Raw genomic sequence first — 24,952 nt, 5'->3', positions numbered from 1 at the left:
GCCCACCATGACCAAGACTTAGTTACCAAACATATAAAAACTTAAAAATATCATACTGAATGAGCCAAGATCTATATGAACCAAAACCAGCAAGTCATGACACAAACTCAGCAATGGCAACAACTTAAGCTACGGCGGCGGGTGGTCAATGCCGAGGCACTTATGGTTGAAATTGACAATCCAGTAGCGTTGAGCAAACTAGAGCGACAGCAAATCCTAGAAAACTGCCAATCCAACAATTTAAGTTTTTATCGTAGTCGCAAACCTATATCGGATAGTCGTAGCTTCAGAGCACTAGCGACCCAATTAGGTCTAGATAGTCTATGTGATAATCCGCAGGCAGATGCGAATAAAATTAGCCATATAACAACGACTAAAAATAGTCGCTACATTCCCTATACCAACCGTGCACTATCGTGGCACACAGACGGTTATTACAACGACGATGCTGACATCATCAGAACCTTCATGATGCATTGTGTGCAACCAGCCACCGAAGGCGGGGTGAACACCTATCTAGACCACGAAATTATCTATCTCCTGCTTTATCAAAAAGAGCCAGCTTATGTTGAAGCATTAAAACACCCACAGGCATTTACTATTCCGGCAAACGACAGTGAACGCGGTTGCCGAAGCTCACCAGTATTCAGAATCGATCCAGTAACAAATCAGCTACTGATGCACTATACTGAACGGGCGAGACACATTCAATGGCATCCGTCGTGCATAGAAGCACTGAACCATTTGCGAGAATTATTACGTACAACCGAATATACAATCTCTTACAAACTGGCTGCCGGCGAGGGTGTTATTTGCAACAATGTGCTACACAGCCGTAGTGCTTTTAGAGACTCCGACGATATGCCCAAGCGATTGCTATACAGAGCCCGATTTCGCAACCGCATAGGCTATAACGATGCTTTGAAGTCGCAAAATAGTTTTTTAGTATGAATGATGGTATAATTTTGTCATATGATTTCTTTATATAGTGATTACCTCTTTAATCAGCCATCGTAGTTAAACAATGCCTTGGAGCGAAGACAAAGATAGTAGGAAAAGACCAAGCGACGGCGGAGCATCTAATGCGCCGCCTGACTTGATGGACCTACTAGGTGCGCTATTCGGGTTTAAGAAAAATAAATCTAAAAAGAGCGGTTCATTCGAAAACCAACCACCTAATAGAAAAAGGCCGCCTTTCGGTTCCGGGTTTAGCAGATCTAATCCGTTCAATTTCTCATTGATACTAGGCATCGTCTTGATCGTATGGTTATTGTCCGGCATTTATATAATCAGCGAGGGACAACGCGGAGTGATACTGCGGTTCGGTGAGTATCGCGAGGTCACGCTACCAGGTCCGCACTGGCATTTCCCGTATCCAATTGAAACCGCTGAAAAAGTAGATGTAGACAAAGTGCGCTCGGCGCAGAATAAAGTATCCATGCTTACCCAAGACGAGAATATCGTTGAAGTAGAACTGGCAGTGCAATACCGCGTGAAAGATGCTGCCAACTATCTTTTTAATGTACGCCTGCCTGATATTGATACTGATAGAGGTGATCAATCAAGAGGAACCCTCTTTCAAGTAATGGAAAGTGCATTGCGTGAGGTAATAGGTAAAAATACTATGGACTTTATACTCGGCGAAGGACGAGCAGAAATAGCCGCAAAAATAAAAGTTTTAATGCAAACCATATTAGACGAATATGTCTCTGGACTGATTGTCTTAAATGTCAACCTGCAACAATCGCAACCGCCGGCTGCCGTGCAAGGTTCATTTGCCGATGCTGTTAAAGCGCGTGAAGACGAGATTAGATTTGTAAACGAAGCCGAAGCCTACTCCAATGGGATTATCCCACAAGCACGCGGTGAAGCTGCGCGCATGCTAGCCGAAGCAAATGCTTACCGAGATAAAGTGGTAGAAAATTCTAAAGGTGAAGCGGCACGTTTTAATAAGTTATTCGACGAATATCGTAAAGCACCTGAGGTGACGCGCGAACGCCTTTATATAGAAGCTCTGCAATCAGTGCTATCAAAATCGAACAAAGTTATGGTTAATGTAGAAGACGGCAATAATGTGTTTTATCTGCCGTTAAATAGAATGTTGGAAGATGCGACTCGGAGAACCGACAATGCTATGTCGCGACCGCCGGCGGCGACATCAAACAAAAACAAAAACAATAATACCCAAAATGCACGCGACAGAATTCGCTCAGGAATAGAACAAATAAGAGGTAACAGATGATACGCAAATTCTTACCAGTAATCGTAGTCATCCTATTGGCACTTATTTATACTTCCACCTATATAGTTGATCAGCGTGAGAAAGCATTACTGTTTAGGCTAGGTGAGATTATCAAAGAAGATATTCCGCCGGGCTTGCACTTCAAGTTTCCGTTAGTCAACAACGCTAGATTTTTCGACGCCCGCATCCTCACACTAGATGCCCAACCCGAGAGTTTTCTAACGGTGGAGAAAAAAAATGTAACCGTCGACTTCTTCGTCAAATGGCGCATCATGGAAGTAGGGCAATACTATCGCTCGACCCGCGGCGACGAGCGTAATGCCTTAAGTCGCCTATCGCAAATTATGAAAGACCAACTGCGTAACGAGTTCGGTAAACGTACCATACAAGAAGCGGTTTCCGGCGAGCGTAGAGAAATTATGGATGTCTTAAGGGTTAAATCAAACGAGACTGCAAGGGAACTAGGTATAGAAATCGTTGATGTGCGCATCAGCCGCATAGATTTGCCAGACGATGTTAGCGATTCCGTTTATGCCCGAATGCGCGCCGAGCGCGAGCGGGTGGCTAGAGATTTTAGGGCGCGCGGCATGGAACAAGCCGAGCGGATTAGAGCAGATGCTGATCGTCAGCGCATCACTATTCTTGCTGAAGCCTATCGCGAATCAGAGAAGATACGCGGTGAAGGCGATGCTGAGTCGACAAAAATATACGCCGACGCTTACAGTAGAGACCCGGAATTTTACTCATTCACGCGTAGCATACAAGCTTACAGAAACGCTTTTGGCGGTGCTGATACTCTGATTCTAGAACCAGAATCCGATTTCTTCCGTTACTTCGACACCAAGGATAACTTCGACACCAATAATAAATAAACACTATACGCACGGACGCGGTGGTGTCGGCTGGCTAGAGAGTGCTCTGCTGAGGTCGTTTTGAATGTTAAAGATGGAATGGACTGATTTTTTTACAGCACTAGGTATGGTGCTTATCCTTGAAGGGATTATGCCTTTTCTAAATCCAAGAAAATGGAAACAAATGTTGTATACCATAGGAGAACTCAGTGACACGACATTGAGGATAGGTGGTTTAATTCTTATGATATGCGGTTTGGTATTTATCTATTATGTTAGAAACTAGGGGGAATATGAATAACAAGTGGCTTATGCCAGAAAACATCGACGATATACTGCCAGTTGACGCAAAACGTTTAGAGGTAATACGACGGCAGCTTCTTGATCTATTTGACAGTTGGGGCTATAACTTAGTCAACCCGCCGATCGTTGAATTCTTAGAATCTCTAGTCGCTGCCAACGAAGACGAACTTTTGCTACAAACCTTTAAGCTGACTGATCAGCTCAGTGGAAAAACTCTGGGAGTGCGCGCTGATATGACCCCGCAAATCGCTCGTATAGATGCGCACGCATTGAGTGCAAATAAAATTAACCGCTTGTGTTACTACGGTGCGGTTTTGAAAACTAAACCCGAAGGAGTCGGAAGATCTCGAACCCCTATACAGTTTGGCGCTGAAATATACGGATACAAGGGTATAGAAAGCACTATTGAAATAATACAATTAATGCTAAAAACACTGAAGCTAGCCGGTGCTAAACAAAGTCTTTTGTCATTGGGTCATGTAGGGATTTATCTAGAATTGATTAAAGCTACAAAACTACAAACCGAGCAAAATAACGCCCTGATTCCTTTGTTACATGCTAAAGCTAAACATGAAATTTATGCATACCTCAAAGAAGTACAACTATCTGAACGACAAATAGAATGGTTTACCGACTTGTGTGACTGTAATGGAGATATAACCGTGTTGAAGACAGCGCAGTCTCGCTATAGCGATATATCGGATAAGATGACAAGATTGCTAAGTGAACTAAAAACTGTCGCCGATAGTTTATCGGCACACACCGACAAAATACTTTTAGATCTTTCTGAGCTACCGTGCTATCACTATGAGGCAGGCATAGTTTTCTCGGCTTTTGCTCTAGATCTTAAACAAGAGGTGGCACGAGGTGGTTGCTACGACGGAGTCGGCGAGCCGTTCGGCAGAGCACGACCGGCAGTTGGTTTTAGCGGTGACATCAAATTACTGCTCGATATTAATCAAAATAATGCAGCTCACACGGTGAAAAATCAAAGCGCTATTTTTGCGCCGCGCATAACAGATCCGCAACTACAGGAGGTGATCGCGACCACTCGGGAGCGTGGCGATAGAGTCATCATGCAGCTAGGCAACGAACAAGCTCATGAATGTGGGTGCGATAGGCAGTTTGTTAAGACTGGCAACCAATGGATAATTGAGACTATATAAATGACTTGTGTCGTAGTCGTTGGTCTACAGTGGGGAGACGAAGGTAAAGGTAAGATAGTCGACCATCTCACCCGCTACTCGGATGCCGTTGTCCGCTTTCAAGGTGGACACAACGCTGGACACACGATCTATGTAGGCAATAAACAGCATATCTTGCACCTGCTACCGTCGGGTGCCTTACATAACAATATAGCATGTTTTATTTGTAGCGGTGTGGTCTTGTCATTGCGCGCCCTACTTGAAGAGATAGAAGAGTTAACTTCCGCAGGCATAGAAATTGGCTCGCGCTTGTATATCTCGGATGCCTGCCCGCTAGTCTTTGAGTGTCACCGCATGCTAGATAAAGCGCGTGAACAGCACCGCGGATCATCGGCGATAGGCACGACCGCAAAAGGCATAGGCCCGGCTTACGAAGACAAAGTGGCAAGACGAGCGCTACGCTTAGGAGACCTGCGTGACTGGGACACTTTTGTGCTGAGGATAACCGAATTATTTGACTACCATAACTTCGTATTAAAGCATTACTACAAGTATACGACCGTAGATTGTGCCAAAGAACTAGACTTTATAGCCGAATATAGAGATATGTTTACATCGTGGACTACTGCCATAACCAATAAACTGAATGGATTAAAAGAGCGAAAAGCGAACATATTATTCGAAGGGGCGCAAGGCACACTGCTTGATATAGACCACGGTACTTATCCTTATGTAACTTCTTCCAATACGATTGCCGCCAACGCCGCATGTAGCGCCGGCACCGCAATGCAAGATATGGATTATGTTTTAGGAATTAGCAAGGCTTATACAACACGCGTAGGCAATGGCCCCTTTCCTACTGAACTGAATGATGAGGTAGGGGAATTTCTATCAAAATATGGTAAAGAGAAAGGAGCAACTACCGGTAGAAGCAGAAGGTGTGGTTGGTTGGATGCCGTCGCCTTAAAAAAAGCGATTAATATCAACGGCGTAAACTATCTGTGTCTAACCAAAATTGATGTTTTGAGCGGACTTGAAAAATTATATATCTGTGATGCTTACGAGCCAGCAAATGACGATTTATCAAAATGTAAACCGCACTATATAGAGTTGGAGGGCTGGACAGAACCAGTGCGCGGCATCACTTGTTATCGAGATCTCCCGCAGCAAGCCCGCAACTACATAGAATGTTTAGAACAACTCATTGGTATCTCCGTTGATATGATTTCAACCGCACCTGAGAGAGAAACCAATATTGTACGCAGAACTATTTTTTCTACGCAAACGTACCAATCCCCATCATAATTAAGTACATAGTAAGTAATATCAGTAGCGCAGTGTTGGTGGAAATAATGAAACGCGGTCGCGGTTTTTTGATAACAACCCAACCGATTATCAGTCCGAGTATACAAAAAGCTAACGATGTCCAGTAGATGCCCTGCACGCAAGCAGTCTGACAAGTTCGTTCGCTAAAATTACCGGACAACATCTGCATAACTAGAATTACAGCCAGCACCCACGCTATAACAGTCGATATTAAGGAAAGTAATTTCATTGATAGTTCGTATTAAGTGCCTATATTAACATCTCCTTAAATTCTTGATAAGTTTTTTGAGGAAAAATAAAAGAAGTGTCAAACCAGATATATTTAGATTTGGCTTATTTACTGTAAGCGAAACGCTTGGGTATGTGCAATGCCTTGTAAGCCAGAGGTGACACACCAATGTAAGCGCTGAACTAAAAGTTCGATACTTTGATCGGCACACCTCTGGCGCTTTGGCTATAGAACTCGAAAGGCAGCTTGGGACTTATTAGATCTCGTATTGACCTATTTAAGCGTCGTGGTCAGAGCTTTCCCAGACCGTGCTTATGATGACATACCATCTACCTAATGGTAAGGCAGGATGACAATGGAACCTAAACAAGCTACCACCACTGGCGTGGATGTCGCAAAGAAAACTTTAGATTTGGCATTATTATTGAGCGATGAGAACTATACAAGCAAGAACTTCGGCAATGATGTCAATGGTATCAAGCAACTCTTAAGCTGGGTTCGCAAACAAGGCGGACTTTATTAACTTTTCACTTACAAGTTGTAGTGCGGAAGTTTAGTTTCCAGATAATGTATATTAAACTTTCCGCCAGCGAATGCCGAGTCGTCTAGTATCTGCTTATGAAGCGGGATGTTGGTGTCTATTCCGTTGATGTATATTTCGTTGAGCGCAATTTGCATGCGTTTGATGGCAATGTCGCGATTGTCGCCGTGTGCAATTAGTTTGCCGATCATTGAATCGTAAAACGGCGGCACCGTATAGCCGCCATAGATGTGTGAGTCTACGCGTATGCCGGGACCACCCGGAAGATGCAAGTGCTCGATGGTGCCTGGTGAAGGTATAAAGGTTTTGGGAGTTTCGGCATTAATCCTACATTCTATTGCGTGTCCTTCGAAGCGTACATCTTGTTGTTTTATATCTAGCTTCAGACCTGCGGCTATCTCAAGCTGCTTTCTCACTATATCTATGCCGGTAATCATTTCGGTGACCGGATGTTCGACCTGCACGCGAGTGTTCATCTCTATGAAATAGAATTTGCCATCTTCAAGCAAAAACTCAAAGGTTCCAGCGCCGCGATACTGAGTGCGCCGACAGGCTTCGGTTACTATATCGCCAATCTCGGCGCGTTGTGCTCGGCTAATGTCAGGGGATGGGGCTTCTTCTATTACCTTCTGATGTTTGCGTTGCATAGAACAATCGCGCTCACCCAGATGGATGACATTGCCGTGGCTATCGGCTAATACTTGAAATTCTATATGGCGTGGCTTTTCAAAAAATTTCTCCATGTAAATTTCATCGCTGTTAAATGCGGCTTTGGCTTCGGCGCGAGTTAATGCCAAGGCATTCGCTAAGGCTCCCTCGGAATGTACCACTCGCATGCCGCGCCCACCACCGCCATCAGTAGCCTTGATGATTACTGGGTAGCCAATGTCCTTCGCTAGTTCAAAATTCCGTTCTATTTCCATCTGCAAGGGACTATTCACTCCCGGCACACAAGGCACGCCTGCTTCTAGCATAGTTTTTTTAGCAGTAATTTTATTCGACATCGATTTGATAGTTTCGGGTTTAGGGCCGATGAAAATAAAGCCACTGGATTCTACTTGTTCTGCGAAAGAGGCACTTTCGGCGAGAAAGCCGTAGCCTGGGTGTATCGCCATGGAGTCGGTTACCTCAGCAGCACTGATAATCGCCGGGATATTCAGATAACTTTGCTGTGCCGGCGGCGGGCCTATGCATACGGATTCATCAGCGAGCTTGACATGCATTAGGTCCTGATCGGCTTTTGAATAAACTGCAACCGTTTTGATATTGAGGGCTTGGCAGGCCCGTAAAATGCGCAGAGCTATTTCCCCGCGATTGGCTATCAATACTTTGTCAAGCATCAACTTCAGGCGCGTTAGGATGGATCTATACGGATGATAACTTGCCCGAACTCTACTGGTTCTGCGTTCTCCACTAGAATTTCTTCAACGCTTCCAGTAACCGGAGCCTCGATGTGGTTCATCATTTTCATTGCTTCTATAATGCAAAGTGGTTCTCCTTTTTTAACTTTGCTGCCTGCTTCAACGAATGGCGCATCATCGGGTGAAGGCGATCTATAGAAAGTCCCAACCATAGGGGCTTCAACATCGTGTAGATGAGACGAAGCTGTTTCACTAGTTGCTTCTGCAGGATCATCTTTACCCTCTACTGGTACATTTTTTGCAGCAGTGGCGGCCGGTGGTTCCACTGGCGTAGCACCACCAGCACGGCTAATTCTGACCGTGTCGTCGCCTTCTTTTACTTCTATTTCTCCGATGCTTGATTGCTCTAAGAGCTCTATTAACTTTTTAACTTTTCGTATGTCCATTGTTCAATCCCGCAAATGTCTGATTGCCGCTTGAAGCGCAAGTTCATAACCGTGTGCACCAGCTCCTGCTATAACTGCCACTGCAATATCTGACAAGAAAGACCTCTGTCTGAATGCTTCGCGCGCGAACACATTAGAAAGATGTATTTCTATGAACGGTTTAGATATCGATAAAAAAGCATCCCGTAAAGCGATGCTTGTGTGTGTGAATGCACCAGGATTAATAATAATACACTCAGTGCCATCGTCCATTGCCTGGTGTATGCGCTCGATAATTTCGGACTCTGAGTTTGATTGCATATCATCTATCTCAGCATTTAGTTCGTCCGCTTTTACACGCACATCGGCAATAATTTGCGCTAAGGTCTTCGCACCATAAATATCAGGCTCTCGTTTCCCTAGCAAATTTAAGTTAGGTCCATTAATAATAAGTATCTTATTTGTCGTCATAATCCATCAAATTTGTCTAACTTCTCCAAAAAGACTGCTTCTAGCATAGCATGTTCCGCACCAAATACCAGTCATTTTAATTCTGAATTATTTATTCGTTGTATAACAACTAATTGACCGTTTGCATGGATAGGACAAGCAGTCGCCATTGGTTCGCACCTCCGCTATTTTGATGACCATCTATTATAAGAGTCTGCATGCTCCTGACCTCCTTTTTTAGGTCCATTTTCAAAGAGAGTTTTCATGCTCTTTTCTACGAAACCACACAAGGCGATTGATAGACTAGTGCGTTCAGTTTCGGTGTAGATCTTACTAAGTAGCATTAAACTTTAACGGTTGTCGACAATTTGCCAAAGTAGTACTAAAAGCTAGCGTAACCGAGTATAAACCCCGTTATCAGAATCAACATAATTTTCCATTTCTAGTGTGAGCATCGCTGCGGAAACTGTGTGCACTGGCAAGCCGCAGCGCGCAACCACTGTGTCTACATCCACAGGATCATAACCCATAGCTTCTAGAATATTTTTATGTAAGCCTTTTAACTCTACTTGCTTGTCGGTTGCATAGCCTTTTTTGTTCATAGTCTCCGTAGTATCTTTTTCTTTTAGGTGCCACTCAAGCTGAGATTGCAATTCAAATAAAATATCTTCCACCTTTTCGACTAACTTAGCTCCCTGCTTAATTAAATGATGGCACCCTTGGGCTTTAGGGTTTTGGATAGATCCAGGCACTGCAAACACATCTTTTCCTTGTTCGACAGCTATGCGTGCTGTTATAAGCGCGCCACTTCGTAATGTTGCTTCTATAACAACGACACCGAAGGATAATGCGCTAATGATGCGATTGCGGCGGGGAAAATTAGATCGAACCGGTGCTGTTCCAACAGCAAACTCGGAGATTAATACTCCCTGATTTGCAATGCGTTCAGCTAATGGTTTATTTTTGGCTGGGTATATCTTGTCCGGTCCCGTTGCAACCACAGCTGCGGTAGGTCCATACTGCATTGCTGATTCGTGGGCGACAGCATCTATACCGGCGGCCATCCCGCTCGTCACCATAATACCCGCTTTGGCCAGACTGCTTGCGATTTTTTTTGCATTTGCTCGCCCACCCGGCGTTGGCTGTCGACAACCGACGACTGCTATCTGTGGTTCCTTGAGAAGTTTTTCATTACCCTTTATATAAAGTAGTGGTGGAGCATCCTTTATTTGTTTAAGCTGTTCGGGATATTGTCGGCAAAACAGCGTTCGTATTTCATGATTTGGTGCGCTTGCCCACACTAAATTTTGAGTTATTTTCTCGTCTGGAGGATTTTTTATAAAATCAACCGTTTTTTTTTCTAATCCGGCCTTTAATAATTTACTTTCGGATGACTCAATAATTTGCTCCGGGGTACCTATCTGTTTCAACAAGGTATGGAATTTCAGGGTGCCCAGCCCGGGGGCTTGGCTAACAATAAGCCATGCTTTTATATCCGTCTTCATGGTTTTTTTAGATATTAAGGCTTGTAAATGAGTGTTTCACGGGAAACATGCTCTTGGATGATTGGCTGGTGCCGGTTGGTGTTTCCCGTGAAACAAATAGTTGTGTTTACATTGTTGCTTCTACAGACGAAGCGGCATGACCACATATTCTTCAGTCGTAGAACCATAGCCTATAATTCTTACACCGCTACTTGAGTCACGAATTTGCAAACTAACTTTCTCTGTATCCAGCGCTTTCATAACATCTTGTAAATAGCGAGAGTTAAAGGCTATTTCAAATTCCTTACCTTCATACTGTGTTTTTTGTTTGACTTCTGCTTCTTCACCATCCGGGTTTCTGCTTTTAACCAATAGTTCTTTGTTCGAAAAAATAAGGCTTACATACATGACCTCCTCTGAAAACGAGGATGCCAGTATTGCTGAGGCTCGTTGTAGTGAGCGTAAGAACTCCTCTCTATTTAGAGTAATATCTATAGAAAAATCCCTTGGTATTATCTTTTCATACTCAGGAAATTGCCCATTTAGTGCTTTCGCTAAAATCTGGATGTTCTGCAAAGAAATAGAAATGTTTTGGGGTGTTATTCCTATCTCTGCCGTCTGTTCGGTGTCGGATAATATTCTCTTCGCTTCTGCAACTATGTCGCGTGGTAATATACCTTCTGCTTTTCCAGTGTTTGATGTCGCAACAGAACTCAATGCAAGACGGTGACTATCCGTTGAAACTGCAGATAACTTTTTATCATTCAGCGAAAGTAATAACCCATTTAAGTAGTGCCTTGGGTCCTGCAATGCTATACAAAAGTCGGTCTTCTCTAACAAATTCTTTATCTCTTTTTCTGGTAATTTGACAATGTTTTTTTTCTCAGGTTCATTCATTAATGGAAAATCATCTGAGGGAAGACTCTTTAGTTTGTATTGTCCTCCTTCGCATGAAACTTGCAAAGAATCACCGCTAAATTTAAGCGAAATCTCACTATCTTCTGGAAAATTCCTTGATATTTCAAAAACCCTAGAAACAGATGTAAGTTTTTTCTCAGGTTTCTCTATTTTGATATCAGGCGAAAAATAACGCATCTGGGCTTCAGGTCCTTGTGTGTAAAAATAGCAACCTCCCTCTTCAGGAACAAGTAAAACCATGCTCTGAATTGGAAAGGCTGGTCTTGAAGGAACAACGCCTTTAATGGATGATAAAATTTCCAGAAGGATTTTGTTTTTTAGTCTTATATGCATAACTACTATTATATTAATGATAATGTTACTTTATAGTTGTTGTTAAACCTCTTTTCTGTTGATATTTAGTTGTTTTCTTTACAAACAAAGCAAAAAATATATTTCATTCCTGTGAATATCTGTATTTCAAAATGTGAATATTATAAAACGGTTTTTTTATCCTACAGTTATCCAGAGGTTATTCTAAGATATTTTCACTAGTTTAGGATTCTTACCAAAGCTTTATATGCATGCATTATATTCGCATCGTGTTCCTTTAGTTTTTTTATCGTTCTACAGGCGTGCAACACAGTTGTGTGATCGCGCCCACCAAAGGCTTTACCAATTTCAGGGAGGCTACGATGCGTGAGTTCTTTTGACAGGAACATTGCCATTTGTCTTGGTCTAGCAACGGATCTGCTACGGCGGGAGGAGAGTAAATCGCTCAGCTGAATATTGTAATACTCTGCAGTCGCTTTTTGGATATTTTCTATAGATACTTGGCGGTTATTAGCAATAATCAGGTCTTTTAATATCTCTTCAATATAAAGTATGGTTAACGGCTGTTTGGTTATTTTAACCGATGCCTCCACCCGTCGCAGAGCGCCTTCTAACTCTCTAATATTGGATTTAAGTTTTTCGGCGATAAAGAAAGAAATCTCGCTAGAGATATCCAGACCATATTGCTTTGACTTGCTCATAATAATAGCCGCGCGAGTTTCTAATTCAGGATACTCTATTATGTGTGTTAACCCAGAACTAAAGCGCGATTTGAGTCTGTCTTCCAGACGATCAATTTCTTTCGGATAACGATCGCAGGTCATTACAATTTGGCTTTGGCTACCGAAAAGGTGATTGAAAGTATGGAAAAATTCTTCCTGACTTTGCTCTTTCCCGGCAAAGAACTGCACATCGTCTATTAGTAAAACATCAAGCCCACGGTAATAACGAGTGAACTTATCCATGCGGCCATTTCGTAGAGCATCGACCATGTTCGAAACGAACTCTTCTGAGTGTAGGTAGCGTACTCGCTTTTCGGGAAAGGTTTTGTGTATGGCATTGCCGATGGCGTGTAGCAGATGTGTTTTGCCAAGTCCAACACCACTGTAGATAAGAAAAGGATTATAAGAAAGTCCAGGTTGGGTTGCCACTTGCATGGCGGCAGCGCGTGCCAGGCGATTGGATTTTCCTTCTATAAAGTTATCAAAAACCTGTTCCTTATTTATATAGCTAACTATTGGATTCTGTGGCCTTTCTTTTGATTCCAGTAACAATTCTACTGGTTCTTCATTGAGGTTTTTCTGGAGTAAAAGAAGCACTTGGCGTATTTGTTCTAAATATAGTGCACTTACTTTTTCATAGAGAATTTTATTAGGAGCGAAAAGTTTTATTTGGTTGTTTGCTACTTTGGCAGACAACGGGCGTATCCATCTATTAATATCTTCTTCTGAGATTAAATACCCAAGTTCTTTGACACAATCTTGCCAGAGTTTCATAAGAAATTTCCTGTTATATTGTTGTTGTGAAGTAGGGATTAATATTAACATAACATAACCCTAAAAGAGAAATAATTCTAATTATTGTATGCACCAATTAGAAAAGTGATGCTGTTGAAAAGGCTCCAGCATATTAGCGACAATAAACAGCCAATAAATAGAGAGAAAGTGTTAGAACTGTGTCTATCTGACAGATTGCTAGCCGGCAAGCATCTGATTATCTGACGCCAAAGCGCACAAAACTATGTTGCGCTTGCAACACGCTAAATATTTTTGTTTTATTTGTGCATTTGTGCTAAGCTAAGACAGTAATTTAACGACAAATCACTGTATTTAGAAGGAGGTGAGAAATGGCTGTAGACATAGATAGTGCTGCTAGAGGTATTGGTACCCACATTAGCGATGAGCAAAAAAAAATAGACTCTATGACAAAGACCATAGATCCATCTAATACTGCAGATATGATGAAATTAAACATGGAATACAGCAAGTATTCTATGGATGTAGAGACACTGTCCGCTTTGGTATCTTCGGTTAAAAAGATGGTTGATAATATAACCCAGCGCATGTAGTACAGGCTGGCAGAGTTATGGCATTGACATATAAAAGAGAAGCGTTAGCTTACGCCACGCAGCTAGGCATGGTTGCCTGCAGATGGCCGGCTTTTAAGGATTATGCACTTGCTATTTTTAAAGCGACAGGCATTGCTTGTCCGCAGAGCCCAGCGAGTATTATAGGAGAGGCTATGGTCTATCTAAATTGCGACGATGATCCCGAAGAGGCGGTTAATTTTCTTAAGAAAAATAACATATCAGGTAGTTCGGGGCCATCAGTCTGTCGGGCTTTTTTGGGCTTATGCTTGTATATTGCTAAACGCTCCTCGGAAAGCCAACAAGTACTCAAAGCATTAGTTGCGGAAAGTAATGATAGCAATACCGACGCAATCGATTTAGCCAATAAACTATTAGAACAGCTAGAGGGCAAATAGCATGGTTGTGGGACTTGATAATTTGCATTTGCAGCAGCATCTGATTGACAAGATACAAGAGCGAGCTGAGAAACAAGTTGCCCAAAAAGATGGTGCCAATCCGGAAGATGTAAAGGCGTTTCAGGAACAGATGGCTAGCGGAGAGCAAAACAGTCAACAGGTGCAAGGAGTTTCGGCCAAGGATGCCACTGAAAAAGTAAACGACTGTCAATCAGTTAAATCTCCTGGCGAGCAAATCTTAGATAAGCTGGAGAGCATGGGGCAGGATAAAACAGCGGTGGAAGCACTGAATCAACACTCAGACCCAATGAGTGTCTCCGAAGAAGTGAGACTGAACATAAGGGTCACCAAACTGGGTGCTGAAGAAAGCGTAGTATCTGCGACCATTGGTAAAGCATCTAAAGATATTGACTCCTTGCTCAAGCAACAATAAAAACACTGTCCGCCCAGTAGCGAGAGTGGCCGTAAACTCTCAACACATTGCTGGCTAAGCATAACCTTTCTGATGTTGTTTGGAAGAGCATCTAAGCTACTGGCGATAGCACTGTTGTTGTTATCCCTTTATGGCTGTAAAGTAGAACTCTACACAGCCTTGCCCGAACAAGAGGGTAACGAGATGCTAGCCTTGTTGCTTCAGCACGGTATAGATAGCGAAAAACAACCAGGCAAAGATAATACCATCAACCTCTTTATAGACGAAAACCAAACTGCACGCGCGATACAAATACTCAGCAATCACGGTTATCCCAAAACGAGGTTTACAACGATTAAAGATATTTTCAGTGGTGAAGGTTTGGTTTCTACACCCTTTGAGGAACGCACCCGTTATATCTATGGTTTATCCCAGGAAGTATCCGAGACTTTGTCACAGATAGATGGGGTTTTGGTCGCCCGCGTGCATGTCGTGTTACCCGAAGAATCTAGTTCTAATTCCAGCAACCAGAATAAACAGATTTATCCTGCATCGGCGTCGGTTTTTATCAAATACAATTCCGATTACGACTTGGATTTATACATCCCACAAATGAAATCAATTGTTGCAAATGCGATAGAAGGTCTTTCATATGACCAAGTTAGTGTTTCTCTATTTCCGGCCAGACAAGAAACGCGTACTGATTTTTATCCAACCGAATATCGTTTGGTATTAGGCTTGGAAATAAGCCCGGCATCAGTGGGTCATTTCTATATGTTACTCATAGTGTTAATAGGTTTAGTTTTCGCCGGAATTTCCGGTAGTATTTATTTATATATAGACAGACAAAATCAAGCTAATAAGCAACAAGTGGCCGCTGAGCCGGTTGCTACTAATGAGGAGAAAACGGCATGAAAACAGATGCTGTTATACCAAACTACAACTTGCATCGCATTATAGATTTTAACTTTTCCCCAGTGTCGGAAATGGATGACAGCTGGTGGCCACAAGAACATGTGACAGTTGCGCTATTTAAGCAGCTTAAAAAAATCAGCGCAGCACGGCGTAAGTTATCCGATTTTATTTTAACAAGGTATCAACTTAAGAAAGAAGTTTATAGCGATTTTTCAACCCCCGAAAAGCGAATAGCTTTACTGAGCAGTGCCGACTTAAAGGCTCTGCTGTACTCGCTAGGGTTAATGATCGAATCGGATACGATAGCCGATGTGATTGAAAAAGAAGCACAACAGGCGATTAAGCAATCTTTAGGTGAGGAAGATTACTTATACGCACTTAAAAACAGAATGGTTATGCGTCGCTTGCATCGCAGTGATAAAATGACAACGCGTAATAACAAAACATACAATTATAGTGACTTTAGGCAGCAGGTGTATCAAAGCGGCTTGCATTGTTTGCTAAGCTTATTAGATGGTATGCCAAAAGGTTTTATCCAGCGGATATTGTTCAAGCTACCTAAAACCTGGGATGCCTCGCTTTCTAATGGCAGCAAGGACGACTATCACTATATGAGCACTCACTTACCACGCTTATTTAAGGAGTTCAAGCTGTCGTGAGCAACTTCAGGCTTATTAACGGCGCAAACTTCAAGGTTGAAGGAGATAGCCGAATATTAAAAGCCGACGAATACGCCACTGTATCCGAAGCTAAACGGCTGATCACGCAAGCCGAAGAGGAAGCAAAAAAAATAATAGCTTCTGCCGAAGCGGCGTATAAAGACGAGAAGGCGCGAGGTTATCAAGATGGTTGTATGGAAGGTAAAGCGGTTCAGTCCGAGAAAATGATGACTGCAACGATAGAAGCAGTTAATTATTTCTCCGAGGTAGAAAACAAAGTGGTCGACATTGTGATGGCTGCAACTCGAAAAATCTTAAGCAATTTTGACGATCTTGAACTTACCAAAGGCATCGTTGAGCAAGCCCTTGATAAAGTACGCAACGAAAGCAAGATTACTTTGCGTGTTTGTCCGCAGCACGCCGATGCAATCCGCGCCCAAATTAATGAGATTACTACAAACTATAGAAATATAAGTTTTATAGATGTGGTAGCAGATGCCCGCCTAGAGGAAGCAGCTTGCAAAGTGGAAACTGAGATGGGTTCAGTGGACACTAGTGTAGACCTGCAATTACAAGCCTTACACAATGCGTTACTAAAGAATTTCGATTCTGATTCTGAATCGGAAACATCCGAATAATGCAAATTTTGAAAGGATTGGTGCACCGTGGTTAAACTCAGTTTGTTGTTAAGCGAATTTTCCAAACAACACCACTTTGAGCTGCCGACTGCGGATGATCGAGGTATTTACAGTTTGAGCATTGACGATATGGAAATCAAATGTTTTGAAAGGCTGGGCAAAGGATATTTGTATTCTAACCTGACTACATTGCCAGAACAGGCAAATGATTTACCAGTCGTTTTGAAAGATCTCATGCATCATGCGTTAACCAGAATTAAATCTCAGAGCTGTGCTTTGGGTTTGTCCGAAGATGGTAATCTGGTTTTGTTTGAGAGGTTTGATATGGATACTATAAACCTTGGTGCTTTTTTTGAGATACTTGAAAATTACAGCAATGCCTTAGAAGAATACCGATATTTCATCGCTGCCAAGAATGTCAAACGATATTCTCCTGACACTATGATTATTTCCCCATAGCGATTAGCAAGAGCTGCATGTCGGGTGTAGCATGTCTTGTATATCTAAAGATATAGGCTTGGATTTATTTGCCTGCGTCAAAGACTATGAAAACACTGTATTCTAAAATACTTCGCGGTTTGGGTGTGCCGGTTATCTTGTTCGTAATTGGATTGCTAATCATCAACTTTTTTTATGTTGGCGATCAACTTAAGATACTTACCTATAATTATCTTAACAGTATTGCGCGTCAAGCCGATGGTCGCTTAAGCATCCAAGTAAAGGAGATAGAGGAATTAGCTAATGTGCTGACTGCCTACCTGCGCAGCGAAGAATCTATCAATGCGCCGACTATTCTTGAATTACTGGATAGCCTTTTAGTTGCTGGTGAAGAATATGGTATTTTTATCGTGCGCAAACCCTGGGTGATAGAAGGTAGTATAAAAGGTAATCTGCCATCCAATTTACGAATGCGCCGCTTTGACGATAGCGATGACCCCAATTACCGACATTACCTTCAACAGACTCAACACCGAAGCACCTGGGGTCATATTAGGTCAGAGGCAAACAGTTGGCAAACCAGCTATATAACTTCTTTTCAAACTCCATTAACCGACAGCAATGGCATCGTCGCAGTGCGCGTTTCGCTGTACAATCTAGTTAAAAACTCCCTCACTACTCAAGCAATCGAACAGGCCAAGATACTATTGACCGTACTAGAAGATAACGGTACCCGCCAAACATTATTATTAGATGCAAAATCCCCAGATAAACCAGCATTATCGCTACTTGATATGTCGCATAAAATCAATATTCCAAAGCCGGTAGACAATATGAACCGGCAGCCACCATCGCCCCCGGATATTACTTATATAGAGGATCCGTTGGACGGAGAAGGGCAGGTATTTATCTCGCAATTATCATCCCATCTAGGTCCCGATATGCAATTCACTGTGCTATTGCCTACCGAAGAGGCTCTGGTATATCTCTATAAGGCGAAGCTAGTAGAGGTGATTATCGTATTAATTGCCTTCTTAGGTTTATTGCTATTGATACTTGTGATTTCAAAGTCCATAGTCAAGCCGATTTCCGCATTTGGCAGGAAAGTAGAGGCTTTAGCTACGGGTGATTTGAATGTCAGATTCCCAGAGACTGATTCTTGCTTAGAACTCAATGGTCTGTCGCACAATCTAAATCAAACAGTTAAACGATTAAAGAAGTATTTTTCCGATCTCAAGCGGGTTACGGCAAAAAATGAGAGGATCAATAGCGAGATGAATATCTCGCGCGATGTACAAATGTCGCTTTTACCATACCGTAGAGGACAAGCACAATTCAGCGATATAGATATCCATGCATGTATTATGCCGGCTAAGGAGGTTGGCGGCGACTTTTATTACTTTTCTAAAATAGACCAAGACCGCCTTGCGTTGGTTGTCGGCGATGTGTCTGGCAAAGGTATGCCGGCGGCAATTATGATGTCAGTTTGTCTTAGTTTGTTCAAAGCACAAAGTGCAAATACACCGCAACCTGATGTCTGTCTTGAAAAAATCAATCAGCTCCTGATGCAGGAGGACACTGAGCAAAATGCTTTTATAACTTTATTCTATGGGCTTATCAATCTATCTCAAGGTGAATTGGTTTACGCAAATGCAGGACACAATCCACCGCTGATGGTCGGGAAAGATAGCGGCGTACAGTGGTTAGATCAACAGCACGGTGTAGCACTGGCAGTGCTCGAGAACGCCCGTTATAAGACCCACAAAGTTAAGTTTAAGCGTGGCGACATACTACTGTTGTACAGCGATGGCATCACCGAAGCCCATAATATAAATGCGGAGGAATTCGGAGAGCAACGGCTATTTGACTGTTTAAGCCGGTATAAAGAGATGGCTACAGCACAGTCGGCTATGGGGTGTGTGCAGAATGTTCTATCCGGTGTTAGTCGATTTGCACGTGGCCAAACAAAGTTTGACGATATGACTTTACTATGCGCGATGCTAAAAGAGGAAAGTGAGGAGAGACAGCGCATTACTGCTAATCGCTCGCTGGACGATACGAGCATTGACATTAGCGAGTGGCGCAATCTAACTTTTCAACACCAAATCGCCATCGGTTATGATATTGAGGCAATCGGGAAGGTCATGAAATTAATAGATTCATTTTGCCAGGATTACCGTATTAAAGAGCCAATAGCCGCCGATTTATGTGTAGTCGCAGATGAGTTTGTATCCAATATCATTCGTCACAACGAAGTCTCGGAGCAGGCTACGGAGATTAAATTACATATCGCCAAGCAAGGCGATAGCGCATTTATGGTGCTGGAATATAGAGGTAACGCTTTTGATCCTTCAAAACCGTGGGTGCTTGATATGCACGAAGATGGGCATCAGCAGCAGGAGGGTGGGCGTGGTATATATATAGCACAACAAATAATAGATCATATTGCTTATACACACTCTGTGGGGCATAATGTTTTAATGGTTGAAAAGAAATTGCATAACTAATAGAGAGGGACGATATTAATACCGGCTTTAATTATATAACCGAAGCACTTGAGGATACTATCAAGCACACCGAATTGCTTGGTGTACGTGGTTTCGTATTGGAAGTGACTGGCACCCTAATACGCGCCGTGGTGCCGGGTGTCAAAATAGGCGAGTTATGCACATTGCGCAATCCTGGTGAGAAAGGCTCTTTGATGGCTGAAGTCATTGGTTTTGAAGACCGGCGAGTGTTGTTGACGCCGATGGGTGATATGCTAGGTGTTTCCAACAGCACGCAAGTCTACCCAAGCGGACATTCACATCGGGTGCCGGTGGGTGCGGCGGTTTTAGGACGGGTGCTTGATGGTCTCGGCCGCCCCTCTGACGGCGGCCCCCCATTAGAGACTTCTACTTTTTATCCAGTTTATGCCGACCCACCTGAGCCGATGAAAAGAAAAATCATCGATAAGCCTTTGCCGATGGGATTAAAGGTGCTAGATGGATTATTAACCTGCGGAGAAGGACAAAGAATGGGGATCTTCGCTGCCGCCGGCGGTGGCAAAAGTACCCTTCTGTCAATGCTTGTTAGAAGCGCAGATGCTGATGTAACAGTGCTTGCTCTAATTGGTGAGCGCGGGCGTGAAGTGAGGGAATTTATAGAGCGTGACATTGGTGCGGAGAATCTTAAACATTCGGTTGTCGTGGTTTCAACATCTGACCGTCCATCTATGGAGCGCGTCAAGGCAGCCTATGTGGCAACTGCAATTGCCGAGTATTTCAGAGATCAAGGCAAGCGGGTTTTATTTTTGATGGATTCAGTTACTCGTTTTGCCAGAGCGCAACGCGAAATCGGTTTAGCCGCTGGTGAGCCACCCACCCGGCGCGGTTTCCCACCGTCGGTTTTTGCAACTTTACCACAACTAATGGAGCGCGCCGGCCAATCCGATAAAGGTTCAATTACTGCGCTGTATACAGTGCTCGTAGAAGGTGATGATATGACCGAACCGGTTGCCGATGAAACCCGCTCGATACTAGATGGGCACATCATATTGTCGCGCCAGTTGGCGAGTGCCAATCATTATCCTGCGGTGGATGTATTGGCGAGTGTTAGTCGCGTGATGAGTGACATCGCTGATAAGAGACATATAGCAATGGCCGGACGAATGCGTGAGCTGCTTGCTAAATATAAGGAAGTGGAGCTGTTGATTAAGATAGGAGAATATAAAGAGGGAGCCGACGAAGTAGCTGATGAAGCGGTAGCTAAAATCGATCATATCAACGATTTCTTAACGCAAGCAACCGACGAAGTATTTACTCTGCAGCAGGTTCTGGAAGCACTAGAAGAGGTTGTAGGAGATACACTATAGTGCTATTGTTAATAGACGAATTGCTACGCGTAAAACGAATAAGGGAGGACGCCGCGATACAAGCAATGAACGAGAAACAGTTGCAACTTGAGCAGTGTAGAAAGGATTTAGAGCGTAAAGTTATCAAGCACGATCATTATATAGAGTGGCGCAAAGCTGAGGAGCAGCGACTGTATGCAGAGGTTTTGAATAAGACAGTTCACGCTTATAATCTCAACACTATGAGGGATCAAATAACATCATTCCAAGAAAAGCAGCAAAAACTAAAAGAAGAGATAGAACAGGCCGAAGCAGCAGTGACAGATGCGAATGAGCGTCTCGCGGAAGCCAAAGAAGCGCGGATGGATGCTTATAAAACAACCCAAAAATACGAGGAATATAAAAACATCATTGCAACTACGGAGAATAAAGAGAAAGAAAGACGCGAAGAATTGGAAGCGGAAGAATTCAACCTGCATACTGTGCACCGACCATGATTAAAGGCATTCCCCCGACTAGCGATAAAAAAACTACCCAGGCTTCATCTAAGCAACCTGATGCCAGCACCGTATCGCAAGAGGCATCACAAGAATTCTCATCTTTGTTGCATAAAAAAGGGAAAAAAGAACAGCCAGTATTAAGCAAACATTCTAAATCTAAACCACACACGAAAAAATCTTCTGATAAAACCGCCGCTGAGCAGTTAAAACAGGTCAGCAAAGCGACAAAAAATAAAGATACCGAACAGCATCCGACAGCAAATAGGCAGTCGGATAAATCTAAGTCATCCGCAGCCGCGGGCAAAGATGATTTACCGCAAAGCCTGGACACATTTGATATCGCCGCGATAGTTGCCAAAAGCCAGCCGTTACAACAAGATATTGCGCCTACAGTACAAAACACACAGCCACCGCCTGCGGATATCAATAATGTTGCTAGTGAAATTGCCAATCGTATACTGGTCTCTACTCCGGACAACAATCCTGCCGGCGGGCAAGAAATTCGTATACAGCTAAAAGAATCGGTATTACCTAATACCGAAGTGCGTATCTACCGGCACGCCGGCCGCCTTCAAGTTGAGTTTATAACTTCCTCCCAAGATAGCCAAATGCTGATACAACAAAAGCAGTCTGATATACAAAAATTGTTAGGCGAGCGATTGACTAGCGAGAATGTTCAGGTATCGGTACAAGATAGTCGACAGACGCGCGGTGGGCAAGGAGAAGGACGGTCTCGTCAACAATATGTATATCCTTCCCAAGACGACGAGAATAAATAGCATCGTATCATGTGTATGCCAAGTGGTTGCAATTGGCATGCAGCCTGTCCTTGTCGAGATTCCGGGCAGTAGAGTTCCTCTGAAAACAGCTAAATTCTGTGACGAACACTTACTCGTTAGAGTTCGAGGCGATAGAGAAATTTCTTTAAAGAGCTAAACTTTCTAACGCCATAGATAAGCCTAATCTAAATATACCTGATCTATATACCTGTTTGTGACACTATACCAATAGCCGTTTCCATTTTTGTTTGTTGCTTAGGCAAAAAGTCTTAGTTTTCGGCGCTGGATTTCGTGGTTCCCAGCAGTGGATTTTTTAGTATGGAGATATTGTAAACTTCGTTTAAGTGGGAAATTGTAGAACCATGGTTTGGTGGCAAAATTTTAACGGTTGCATACTTCATAATATTTTTTTCAACCAAATAGAGCATTACACTGTCAGTGCTGTTGCCATCGTTGTCGGAGATCAGTTGTTTTAATTGTGGAAAATCGTGATAACGATAGACCTCATAATCTTTCTTTAAGAAATCAAAATAGTGCGGGTTTGGTATATCGGATGCTATATATATTCGCGACTTTTTACTAATCGCATAGCTAAGCACTTCTTTTATTTGCGACTCGGCCGATGAAAATAGCTGAACTGGATGCTGTGCATTGCGCATCTCTTTAGCGTTTGGCATACGCAGGCATGCATAATGTCCTCTCCTTTGTAAACTGATGCTACTGCCCCGTGCTCTTGTGCCCTCATCAAAGCACGAGCGCATCGTGCCGACTTTATCTAGAAAGTGGCAGATCGTCGCCCAGGCCTCTTTTCGGGTTGTTCCGAAGGCATCTAGCACGATGTCGGTGAGCTTATTTACTTTCTCTGAGTAGGGAAAATCCAAGAAAACATCAGACGGTTGTTGTCTGTAGTAATTATAAACGTATTTTTTTGTTAGATCTTTTCTAATAATAACATCGTATTTTTCGTTCATTTCTTTGGAAATAATATTATTCTTTATCTGACACACTCTGTCTGCCGGATAGGTCTCTAGCTTCAGATCCTCTTCTGCAATCCAGTTTTGGTGATCTGTAATGATACGATCTACGCTATCTTGTTTGCGCACAGTGCCTTTTGATAAATCAATATAATCGCTAAAGCAGAAATACCTGCGTTTAGTGCCCTGAGAGGGTGGCACCGTGAATTTGCCTATTACAGGTATTCGTTTTAAGTGTAAGGCCTCGATAAAAAAAGTGTTTATAATCCTAAATACTTCGTCTATGTCGCCGCGTGCGATTGAAAAGGAAATATACTTTTTAGAATTTATCTCATTATTTGCCATAGTGTAAGATAGCTTGCGTATTTAATTATCAGATTTGTACTTTACTTTGAAAATTATTTACTTTTCAGAATTATATATTTGTATCTTTCTCTAAATCAAGTTCCAAATCAAGGAGCCGCTGTTAAAGAACGCTTCCAAAACTTAGCTGTAGCCTTCCTGTCAGATAAGGCATTCCCAGTTTAGCTTAATGACAAAACCAGTCTGGACAGACGATTGACTATAATTATTATGATAGAAAATTACTCTATCTTGTCAAGTATGTGCACGATGCCACAACATTTGCGACGAATGAGGGGAATGAAGCAGCGAAGCGTTATACTGGGGTTTGAAAACCTAGACCTTGATGTGGTCGCTTAAAGTTGAAGCGACCAAGATGTTCAAATGACATCGTTCAACACAGATATATCTTCCATTAGTAAATCTTTACGATAAGCCACAAACGCCTCTCGGATAGTACGATGGAATCTCTCGTTGAGAGCATTCATTTTAGGGCTGCGAGGATAAGGATAGCCATTCTGATATGGCATTGTTGTAAATAAGCGTCATAGTCTCCTTAGAAATCGCTGGCGTTATCAGTAAGTATTTGGGTGGTATTACTGGGCAATACGATTTCAACTAGATTCGCAAAATCAGCGGCGGCATTACTATTTGCACGGCTATTTGCACGGCGTACTGCGATGGCGATAGCAAAGCGAAAGTAGTAGCCAACTGCAGTGAGTCAATAGTAGCATGTGCGATTGACGAGGTAATGGATGGTTGTAAATAAAAGATTTTAGTGTATGTATAATGTGGTTCTAAAAGGAGTATTAACCCATGCACGAATATATATCACGAAAGAGGCTAGCAAGTATATTCTTATTGTCAGCGATTGCTTTGTGTCAGTCTGCAGTCGTATATACAACGGTAGTCGCCGATCCATTAGACCCAGCTGATGCTTCTGCATACATTGAAAGAGGTATTAGTAAGCACGCATTAGGCGACTACAAAGGCGCAATTGACGATTATACTAGGGCAATAGAATTAGACCCAAACGATGCTTTTGCATACTATTTGAGAGGTGTGAGCAAGGGCGAATTAGGCGACTACAAAGGGGCGATTGACGATTACACTAAAGCGATAGCATTAGACCCAAACGATGCTGCTGCATACAGTAACAGAGGTGTTAGTAAGGGAAAATTAGGCGACTACCAAGGCGCAATTGATGACTTTAATGAAGCAATAGCATTAGACCCAAACAATGCTGCTGCATACAATAACAGAGGCATTAGTAAGAAAAATTTAGGCGACTACTGACCTTTCCCCCGAAAATCGGTCCACATCGAAAGAGAGTTTTCCGGATAAACTAGTATTAAATATCTAAAAGGAGGTATTGTATATGAGAGGAAAACA

General features: G+C 42.8%; 27 protein-coding genes. 19 read left to right on the top strand and 8 right to left on the bottom strand.

The window, feature by feature from the left end:
• Nucleotides 1–96 precede the first annotated feature (96 nt).
• The 7 genes from GDA45_02080 to GDA45_02050 all read left to right on the top strand — a co-directional run bounded on the left by GDA45_02080 (nt 97) and on the right by GDA45_02050 (nt 6,619).
• A complete protein-coding gene (locus GDA45_02080; protein ID MBC6413710.1) occupies nt 97–951 on the top strand; it encodes a TauD/TfdA family dioxygenase in 855 nt (284 codons plus the stop codon).
• Between the two features lie 73 nt (nt 952–1,024).
• The gene (gene hflK, locus GDA45_02075; GenBank protein ID MBC6413709.1) at nt 1,025–2,242 is read left to right on the top strand and encodes an FtsH protease activity modulator HflK; all 1,218 of its coding nucleotides are present in this window, start codon (nt 1,025–1,027) and stop codon (nt 2,240–2,242) included.
• Nucleotides 2,239–3,114: a protease modulator HflC gene (hflC, locus tag GDA45_02070; protein ID MBC6413708.1), complete on the top strand. Its 876-nt coding sequence runs from the start codon at nt 2,239–2,241 to the stop codon at nt 3,112–3,114. Before hflK ends, hflC begins: the two co-directional genes overlap by 4 nt.
• 73 nt (nt 3,115–3,187) lie before the next feature.
• Entirely contained in the window at nt 3,188–3,379 is a 192-nt protein-coding gene (locus tag GDA45_02065; protein MBC6413707.1) for a DUF2065 domain-containing protein, read from the top strand.
• 7 nt (nt 3,380–3,386) lie between these two features.
• A complete protein-coding gene (locus GDA45_02060; protein ID MBC6413706.1) occupies nt 3,387–4,562 on the top strand; it encodes an ATP phosphoribosyltransferase regulatory subunit in 1,176 nt (391 codons plus the stop codon).
• The gene (locus tag GDA45_02055; protein MBC6413705.1) at nt 4,563–5,846 is read left to right on the top strand and encodes an adenylosuccinate synthase; all 1,284 of its coding nucleotides are present in this window, start codon (nt 4,563–4,565) and stop codon (nt 5,844–5,846) included.
• Between the two features lie 605 nt (nt 5,847–6,451).
• A complete protein-coding gene (locus tag GDA45_02050; GenBank protein ID MBC6413704.1) occupies nt 6,452–6,619 on the top strand; it encodes a hypothetical protein in 168 nt (55 codons plus the stop codon).
• A gap of 8 nt (nt 6,620–6,627) precedes the next feature.
• On the opposite strand, the gene accC is transcribed toward GDA45_02050, so the two are convergent.
• The 6 genes from accC to dnaA all read right to left on the bottom strand — a co-directional run bounded on the left by accC (nt 6,628) and on the right by dnaA (nt 13,083).
• Nucleotides 6,628–7,977, bottom strand: a complete 1,350-nt coding sequence (accC, locus tag GDA45_02045) for an acetyl-CoA carboxylase biotin carboxylase subunit (GenBank protein ID MBC6413703.1) — start codon at nt 7,975–7,977, stop codon at nt 6,628–6,630.
• A gap of 14 nt (nt 7,978–7,991) precedes the next feature.
• Nucleotides 7,992–8,444: an acetyl-CoA carboxylase biotin carboxyl carrier protein gene (locus GDA45_02040; protein MBC6413702.1), complete on the bottom strand. Its 453-nt coding sequence runs from the start codon at nt 8,442–8,444 to the stop codon at nt 7,992–7,994.
• A gap of 3 nt (nt 8,445–8,447) precedes the next feature.
• Entirely contained in the window at nt 8,448–8,897 is a 450-nt protein-coding gene (aroQ, locus tag GDA45_02035; protein MBC6413701.1) for a type II 3-dehydroquinate dehydratase, read from the bottom strand.
• Between the two features lie 365 nt (nt 8,898–9,262).
• Nucleotides 9,263–10,378 carry a DNA-protecting protein DprA gene (gene dprA, locus GDA45_02030; GenBank protein MBC6413700.1) on the bottom strand — a complete coding sequence of 372 codons (1,116 nt, stop codon included), beginning with the start codon at nt 10,376–10,378 and terminating at the stop codon, nt 9,263–9,265.
• A gap of 120 nt (nt 10,379–10,498) precedes the next feature.
• On the bottom strand, nt 10,499–11,608 hold the full coding sequence (gene dnaN / locus GDA45_02025; GenBank protein MBC6413699.1) for a DNA polymerase III subunit beta: 1,110 nt from the start codon (nt 11,606–11,608) through the stop codon (nt 10,499–10,501).
• 197 nt (nt 11,609–11,805) lie between these two features.
• Nucleotides 11,806–13,083 (bottom strand): chromosomal replication initiator protein DnaA, encoded by a 1,278-nt coding sequence (gene dnaA, locus GDA45_02020; protein MBC6413698.1) that lies wholly within the window; start codon nt 13,081–13,083, stop codon nt 11,806–11,808.
• A 350-nt stretch (nt 13,084–13,433) separates the two neighbouring features.
• On the opposite strand from dnaA, the gene GDA45_02015 reads away from it, so the two are divergent.
• The 11 genes from GDA45_02015 (at nt 13,434) to GDA45_01965 (ending at nt 22,244) form a co-directional block, all read left to right on the top strand.
• The gene (locus tag GDA45_02015; protein ID MBC6413697.1) at nt 13,434–13,655 is read left to right on the top strand and encodes a hypothetical protein; all 222 of its coding nucleotides are present in this window, start codon (nt 13,434–13,436) and stop codon (nt 13,653–13,655) included.
• A 17-nt stretch (nt 13,656–13,672) separates the two neighbouring features.
• Nucleotides 13,673–14,071: a hypothetical protein gene (locus GDA45_02010; GenBank protein MBC6413696.1), complete on the top strand. Its 399-nt coding sequence runs from the start codon at nt 13,673–13,675 to the stop codon at nt 14,069–14,071.
• Between the two features lies 1 nt (nt 14,072).
• A complete protein-coding gene (locus tag GDA45_02005; protein MBC6413695.1) occupies nt 14,073–14,504 on the top strand; it encodes a hypothetical protein in 432 nt (143 codons plus the stop codon).
• A gap of 72 nt (nt 14,505–14,576) precedes the next feature.
• Nucleotides 14,577–15,398 carry a type III secretion inner membrane ring lipoprotein SctJ gene (gene sctJ, locus GDA45_02000; protein MBC6413694.1) on the top strand — a complete coding sequence of 274 codons (822 nt, stop codon included), beginning with the start codon at nt 14,577–14,579 and terminating at the stop codon, nt 15,396–15,398.
• Complete coding sequence (locus GDA45_01995; protein ID MBC6413693.1) at nt 15,395–16,057, top strand: SctK family type III secretion system sorting platform protein; 663 nt, start codon at nt 15,395–15,397, stop codon at nt 16,055–16,057. Before sctJ ends, GDA45_01995 begins: the two co-directional genes overlap by 4 nt.
• Nucleotides 16,054–16,695, top strand: coding sequence for an HrpE/YscL family type III secretion apparatus protein (locus tag GDA45_01990; GenBank protein ID MBC6413692.1), 642 nt, complete (start codon nt 16,054–16,056; stop codon nt 16,693–16,695). Before GDA45_01995 ends, GDA45_01990 begins: the two co-directional genes overlap by 4 nt.
• Before the next feature lie 27 nt (nt 16,696–16,722).
• Entirely contained in the window at nt 16,723–17,154 is a 432-nt protein-coding gene (locus GDA45_01985; protein ID MBC6413691.1) for a type III secretion system chaperone, read from the top strand.
• 86 nt (nt 17,155–17,240) lie between these two features.
• Entirely contained in the window at nt 17,241–19,640 is a 2,400-nt protein-coding gene (locus GDA45_01980; GenBank protein ID MBC6413690.1) for a SpoIIE family protein phosphatase, read from the top strand.
• A gap of 14 nt (nt 19,641–19,654) precedes the next feature.
• Entirely contained in the window at nt 19,655–20,986 is a 1,332-nt protein-coding gene (sctN, locus tag GDA45_01975; GenBank protein ID MBC6413689.1) for a type III secretion system ATPase SctN, read from the top strand.
• Nucleotides 20,986–21,462 carry a YscO family type III secretion system apparatus protein gene (locus tag GDA45_01970; GenBank protein ID MBC6413688.1) on the top strand — a complete coding sequence of 159 codons (477 nt, stop codon included), beginning with the start codon at nt 20,986–20,988 and terminating at the stop codon, nt 21,460–21,462. Before sctN ends, GDA45_01970 begins: the two co-directional genes overlap by 1 nt.
• Nucleotides 21,459–22,244, top strand: a complete 786-nt coding sequence (locus GDA45_01965) for a hypothetical protein (GenBank protein MBC6413687.1) — start codon at nt 21,459–21,461, stop codon at nt 22,242–22,244. The genes GDA45_01970 and GDA45_01965 overlap by 4 nt, the downstream gene beginning before the upstream one ends.
• A 269-nt stretch (nt 22,245–22,513) precedes the next feature.
• Here GDA45_01965 and GDA45_01960 read toward each other — a convergent pair whose 3' ends face one another.
• Entirely contained in the window at nt 22,514–23,563 is a 1,050-nt protein-coding gene (locus GDA45_01960) for a hypothetical protein (protein MBC6413686.1), read from the bottom strand.
• A 377-nt stretch (nt 23,564–23,940) separates the two neighbouring features.
• On the bottom strand, nt 23,941–24,090 hold the full coding sequence (locus GDA45_01955; protein ID MBC6413685.1) for a hypothetical protein: 150 nt from the start codon (nt 24,088–24,090) through the stop codon (nt 23,941–23,943).
• 286 nt (nt 24,091–24,376) lie between these two features.
• On the opposite strand from GDA45_01955, the gene GDA45_01950 reads away from it, so the two are divergent.
• A complete protein-coding gene (locus GDA45_01950; GenBank protein MBC6413684.1) occupies nt 24,377–24,856 on the top strand; it encodes a tetratricopeptide repeat protein in 480 nt (159 codons plus the stop codon).
• Nucleotides 24,857–24,952: the final 96 nt, after the last annotated feature.

The sequence above is a fragment of the Chromatiales bacterium genome, assembly GCA_014323925.1.
Classification (GTDB): domain Bacteria; phylum Pseudomonadota; class Gammaproteobacteria; order Poriferisulfidales; family Oxydemutatoraceae; genus SP5GCR1.
This window is presented reverse-complemented; position numbering and strand designations above follow the sequence as displayed.

Bases quoted from the DNA above. Each gene is read 5' to 3' on its own strand.
- GDA45_02005 (MBC6413695.1), top strand. From the start codon at position 14,073: ATGGTTGTGGGACTTGATAATTTGCATTTGCAGCAGCATCTGATTGAC.
- GDA45_02065 (MBC6413707.1), top strand. From the start codon at position 3,188: ATGGAATGGACTGATTTTTTTACAGCACTAGGTATGGTGCTTATCCTT.
- GDA45_01995 (MBC6413693.1), top strand. From the start codon at position 15,395: ATGAAAACAGATGCTGTTATACCAAACTACAACTTGCATCGCATTATA.
- GDA45_02040 (MBC6413702.1), bottom strand. From the start codon at position 8,444: ATGGACATACGAAAAGTTAAAAAGTTAATAGAGCTCTTAGAGCAATCA.
- hflK (MBC6413709.1), top strand. From the start codon at position 1,025: ATGCCTTGGAGCGAAGACAAAGATAGTAGGAAAAGACCAAGCGACGGC.
- GDA45_02055 (MBC6413705.1), top strand. From the start codon at position 4,563: ATGACTTGTGTCGTAGTCGTTGGTCTACAGTGGGGAGACGAAGGTAAA.
- dprA (MBC6413700.1), bottom strand. From the start codon at position 10,378: ATGAAGACGGATATAAAAGCATGGCTTATTGTTAGCCAAGCCCCCGGG.
- dnaN (MBC6413699.1), bottom strand. From the start codon at position 11,608: ATGCATATAAGACTAAAAAACAAAATCCTTCTGGAAATTTTATCATCC.
- GDA45_02080 (MBC6413710.1), top strand. From the start codon at position 97: ATGACACAAACTCAGCAATGGCAACAACTTAAGCTACGGCGGCGGGTG.
- GDA45_02010 (MBC6413696.1), top strand. From the start codon at position 13,673: ATGGCATTGACATATAAAAGAGAAGCGTTAGCTTACGCCACGCAGCTA.
- GDA45_02050 (MBC6413704.1), top strand. From the start codon at position 6,452: ATGGAACCTAAACAAGCTACCACCACTGGCGTGGATGTCGCAAAGAAA.
- hflC (MBC6413708.1), top strand. From the start codon at position 2,239: ATGATACGCAAATTCTTACCAGTAATCGTAGTCATCCTATTGGCACTT.
- sctJ (MBC6413694.1), top strand. From the start codon at position 14,577: ATGTTGTTTGGAAGAGCATCTAAGCTACTGGCGATAGCACTGTTGTTG.
- GDA45_01980 (MBC6413690.1), top strand. From the start codon at position 17,241: ATGAAAACACTGTATTCTAAAATACTTCGCGGTTTGGGTGTGCCGGTT.
- GDA45_01965 (MBC6413687.1), top strand. From the start codon at position 21,459: ATGATTAAAGGCATTCCCCCGACTAGCGATAAAAAAACTACCCAGGCT.
- GDA45_02060 (MBC6413706.1), top strand. From the start codon at position 3,387: ATGAATAACAAGTGGCTTATGCCAGAAAACATCGACGATATACTGCCA.
- accC (MBC6413703.1), bottom strand. From the start codon at position 7,977: ATGCTTGACAAAGTATTGATAGCCAATCGCGGGGAAATAGCTCTGCGC.
- GDA45_02015 (MBC6413697.1), top strand. From the start codon at position 13,434: ATGGCTGTAGACATAGATAGTGCTGCTAGAGGTATTGGTACCCACATT.
- GDA45_01960 (MBC6413686.1), bottom strand. From the start codon at position 23,563: ATGGCAAATAATGAGATAAATTCTAAAAAGTATATTTCCTTTTCAATC.
- dnaA (MBC6413698.1), bottom strand. From the start codon at position 13,083: ATGAAACTCTGGCAAGATTGTGTCAAAGAACTTGGGTATTTAATCTCA.
- GDA45_01955 (MBC6413685.1), bottom strand. From the start codon at position 24,090: ATGCCATATCAGAATGGCTATCCTTATCCTCGCAGCCCTAAAATGAAT.
- GDA45_01950 (MBC6413684.1), top strand. From the start codon at position 24,377: ATGCACGAATATATATCACGAAAGAGGCTAGCAAGTATATTCTTATTG.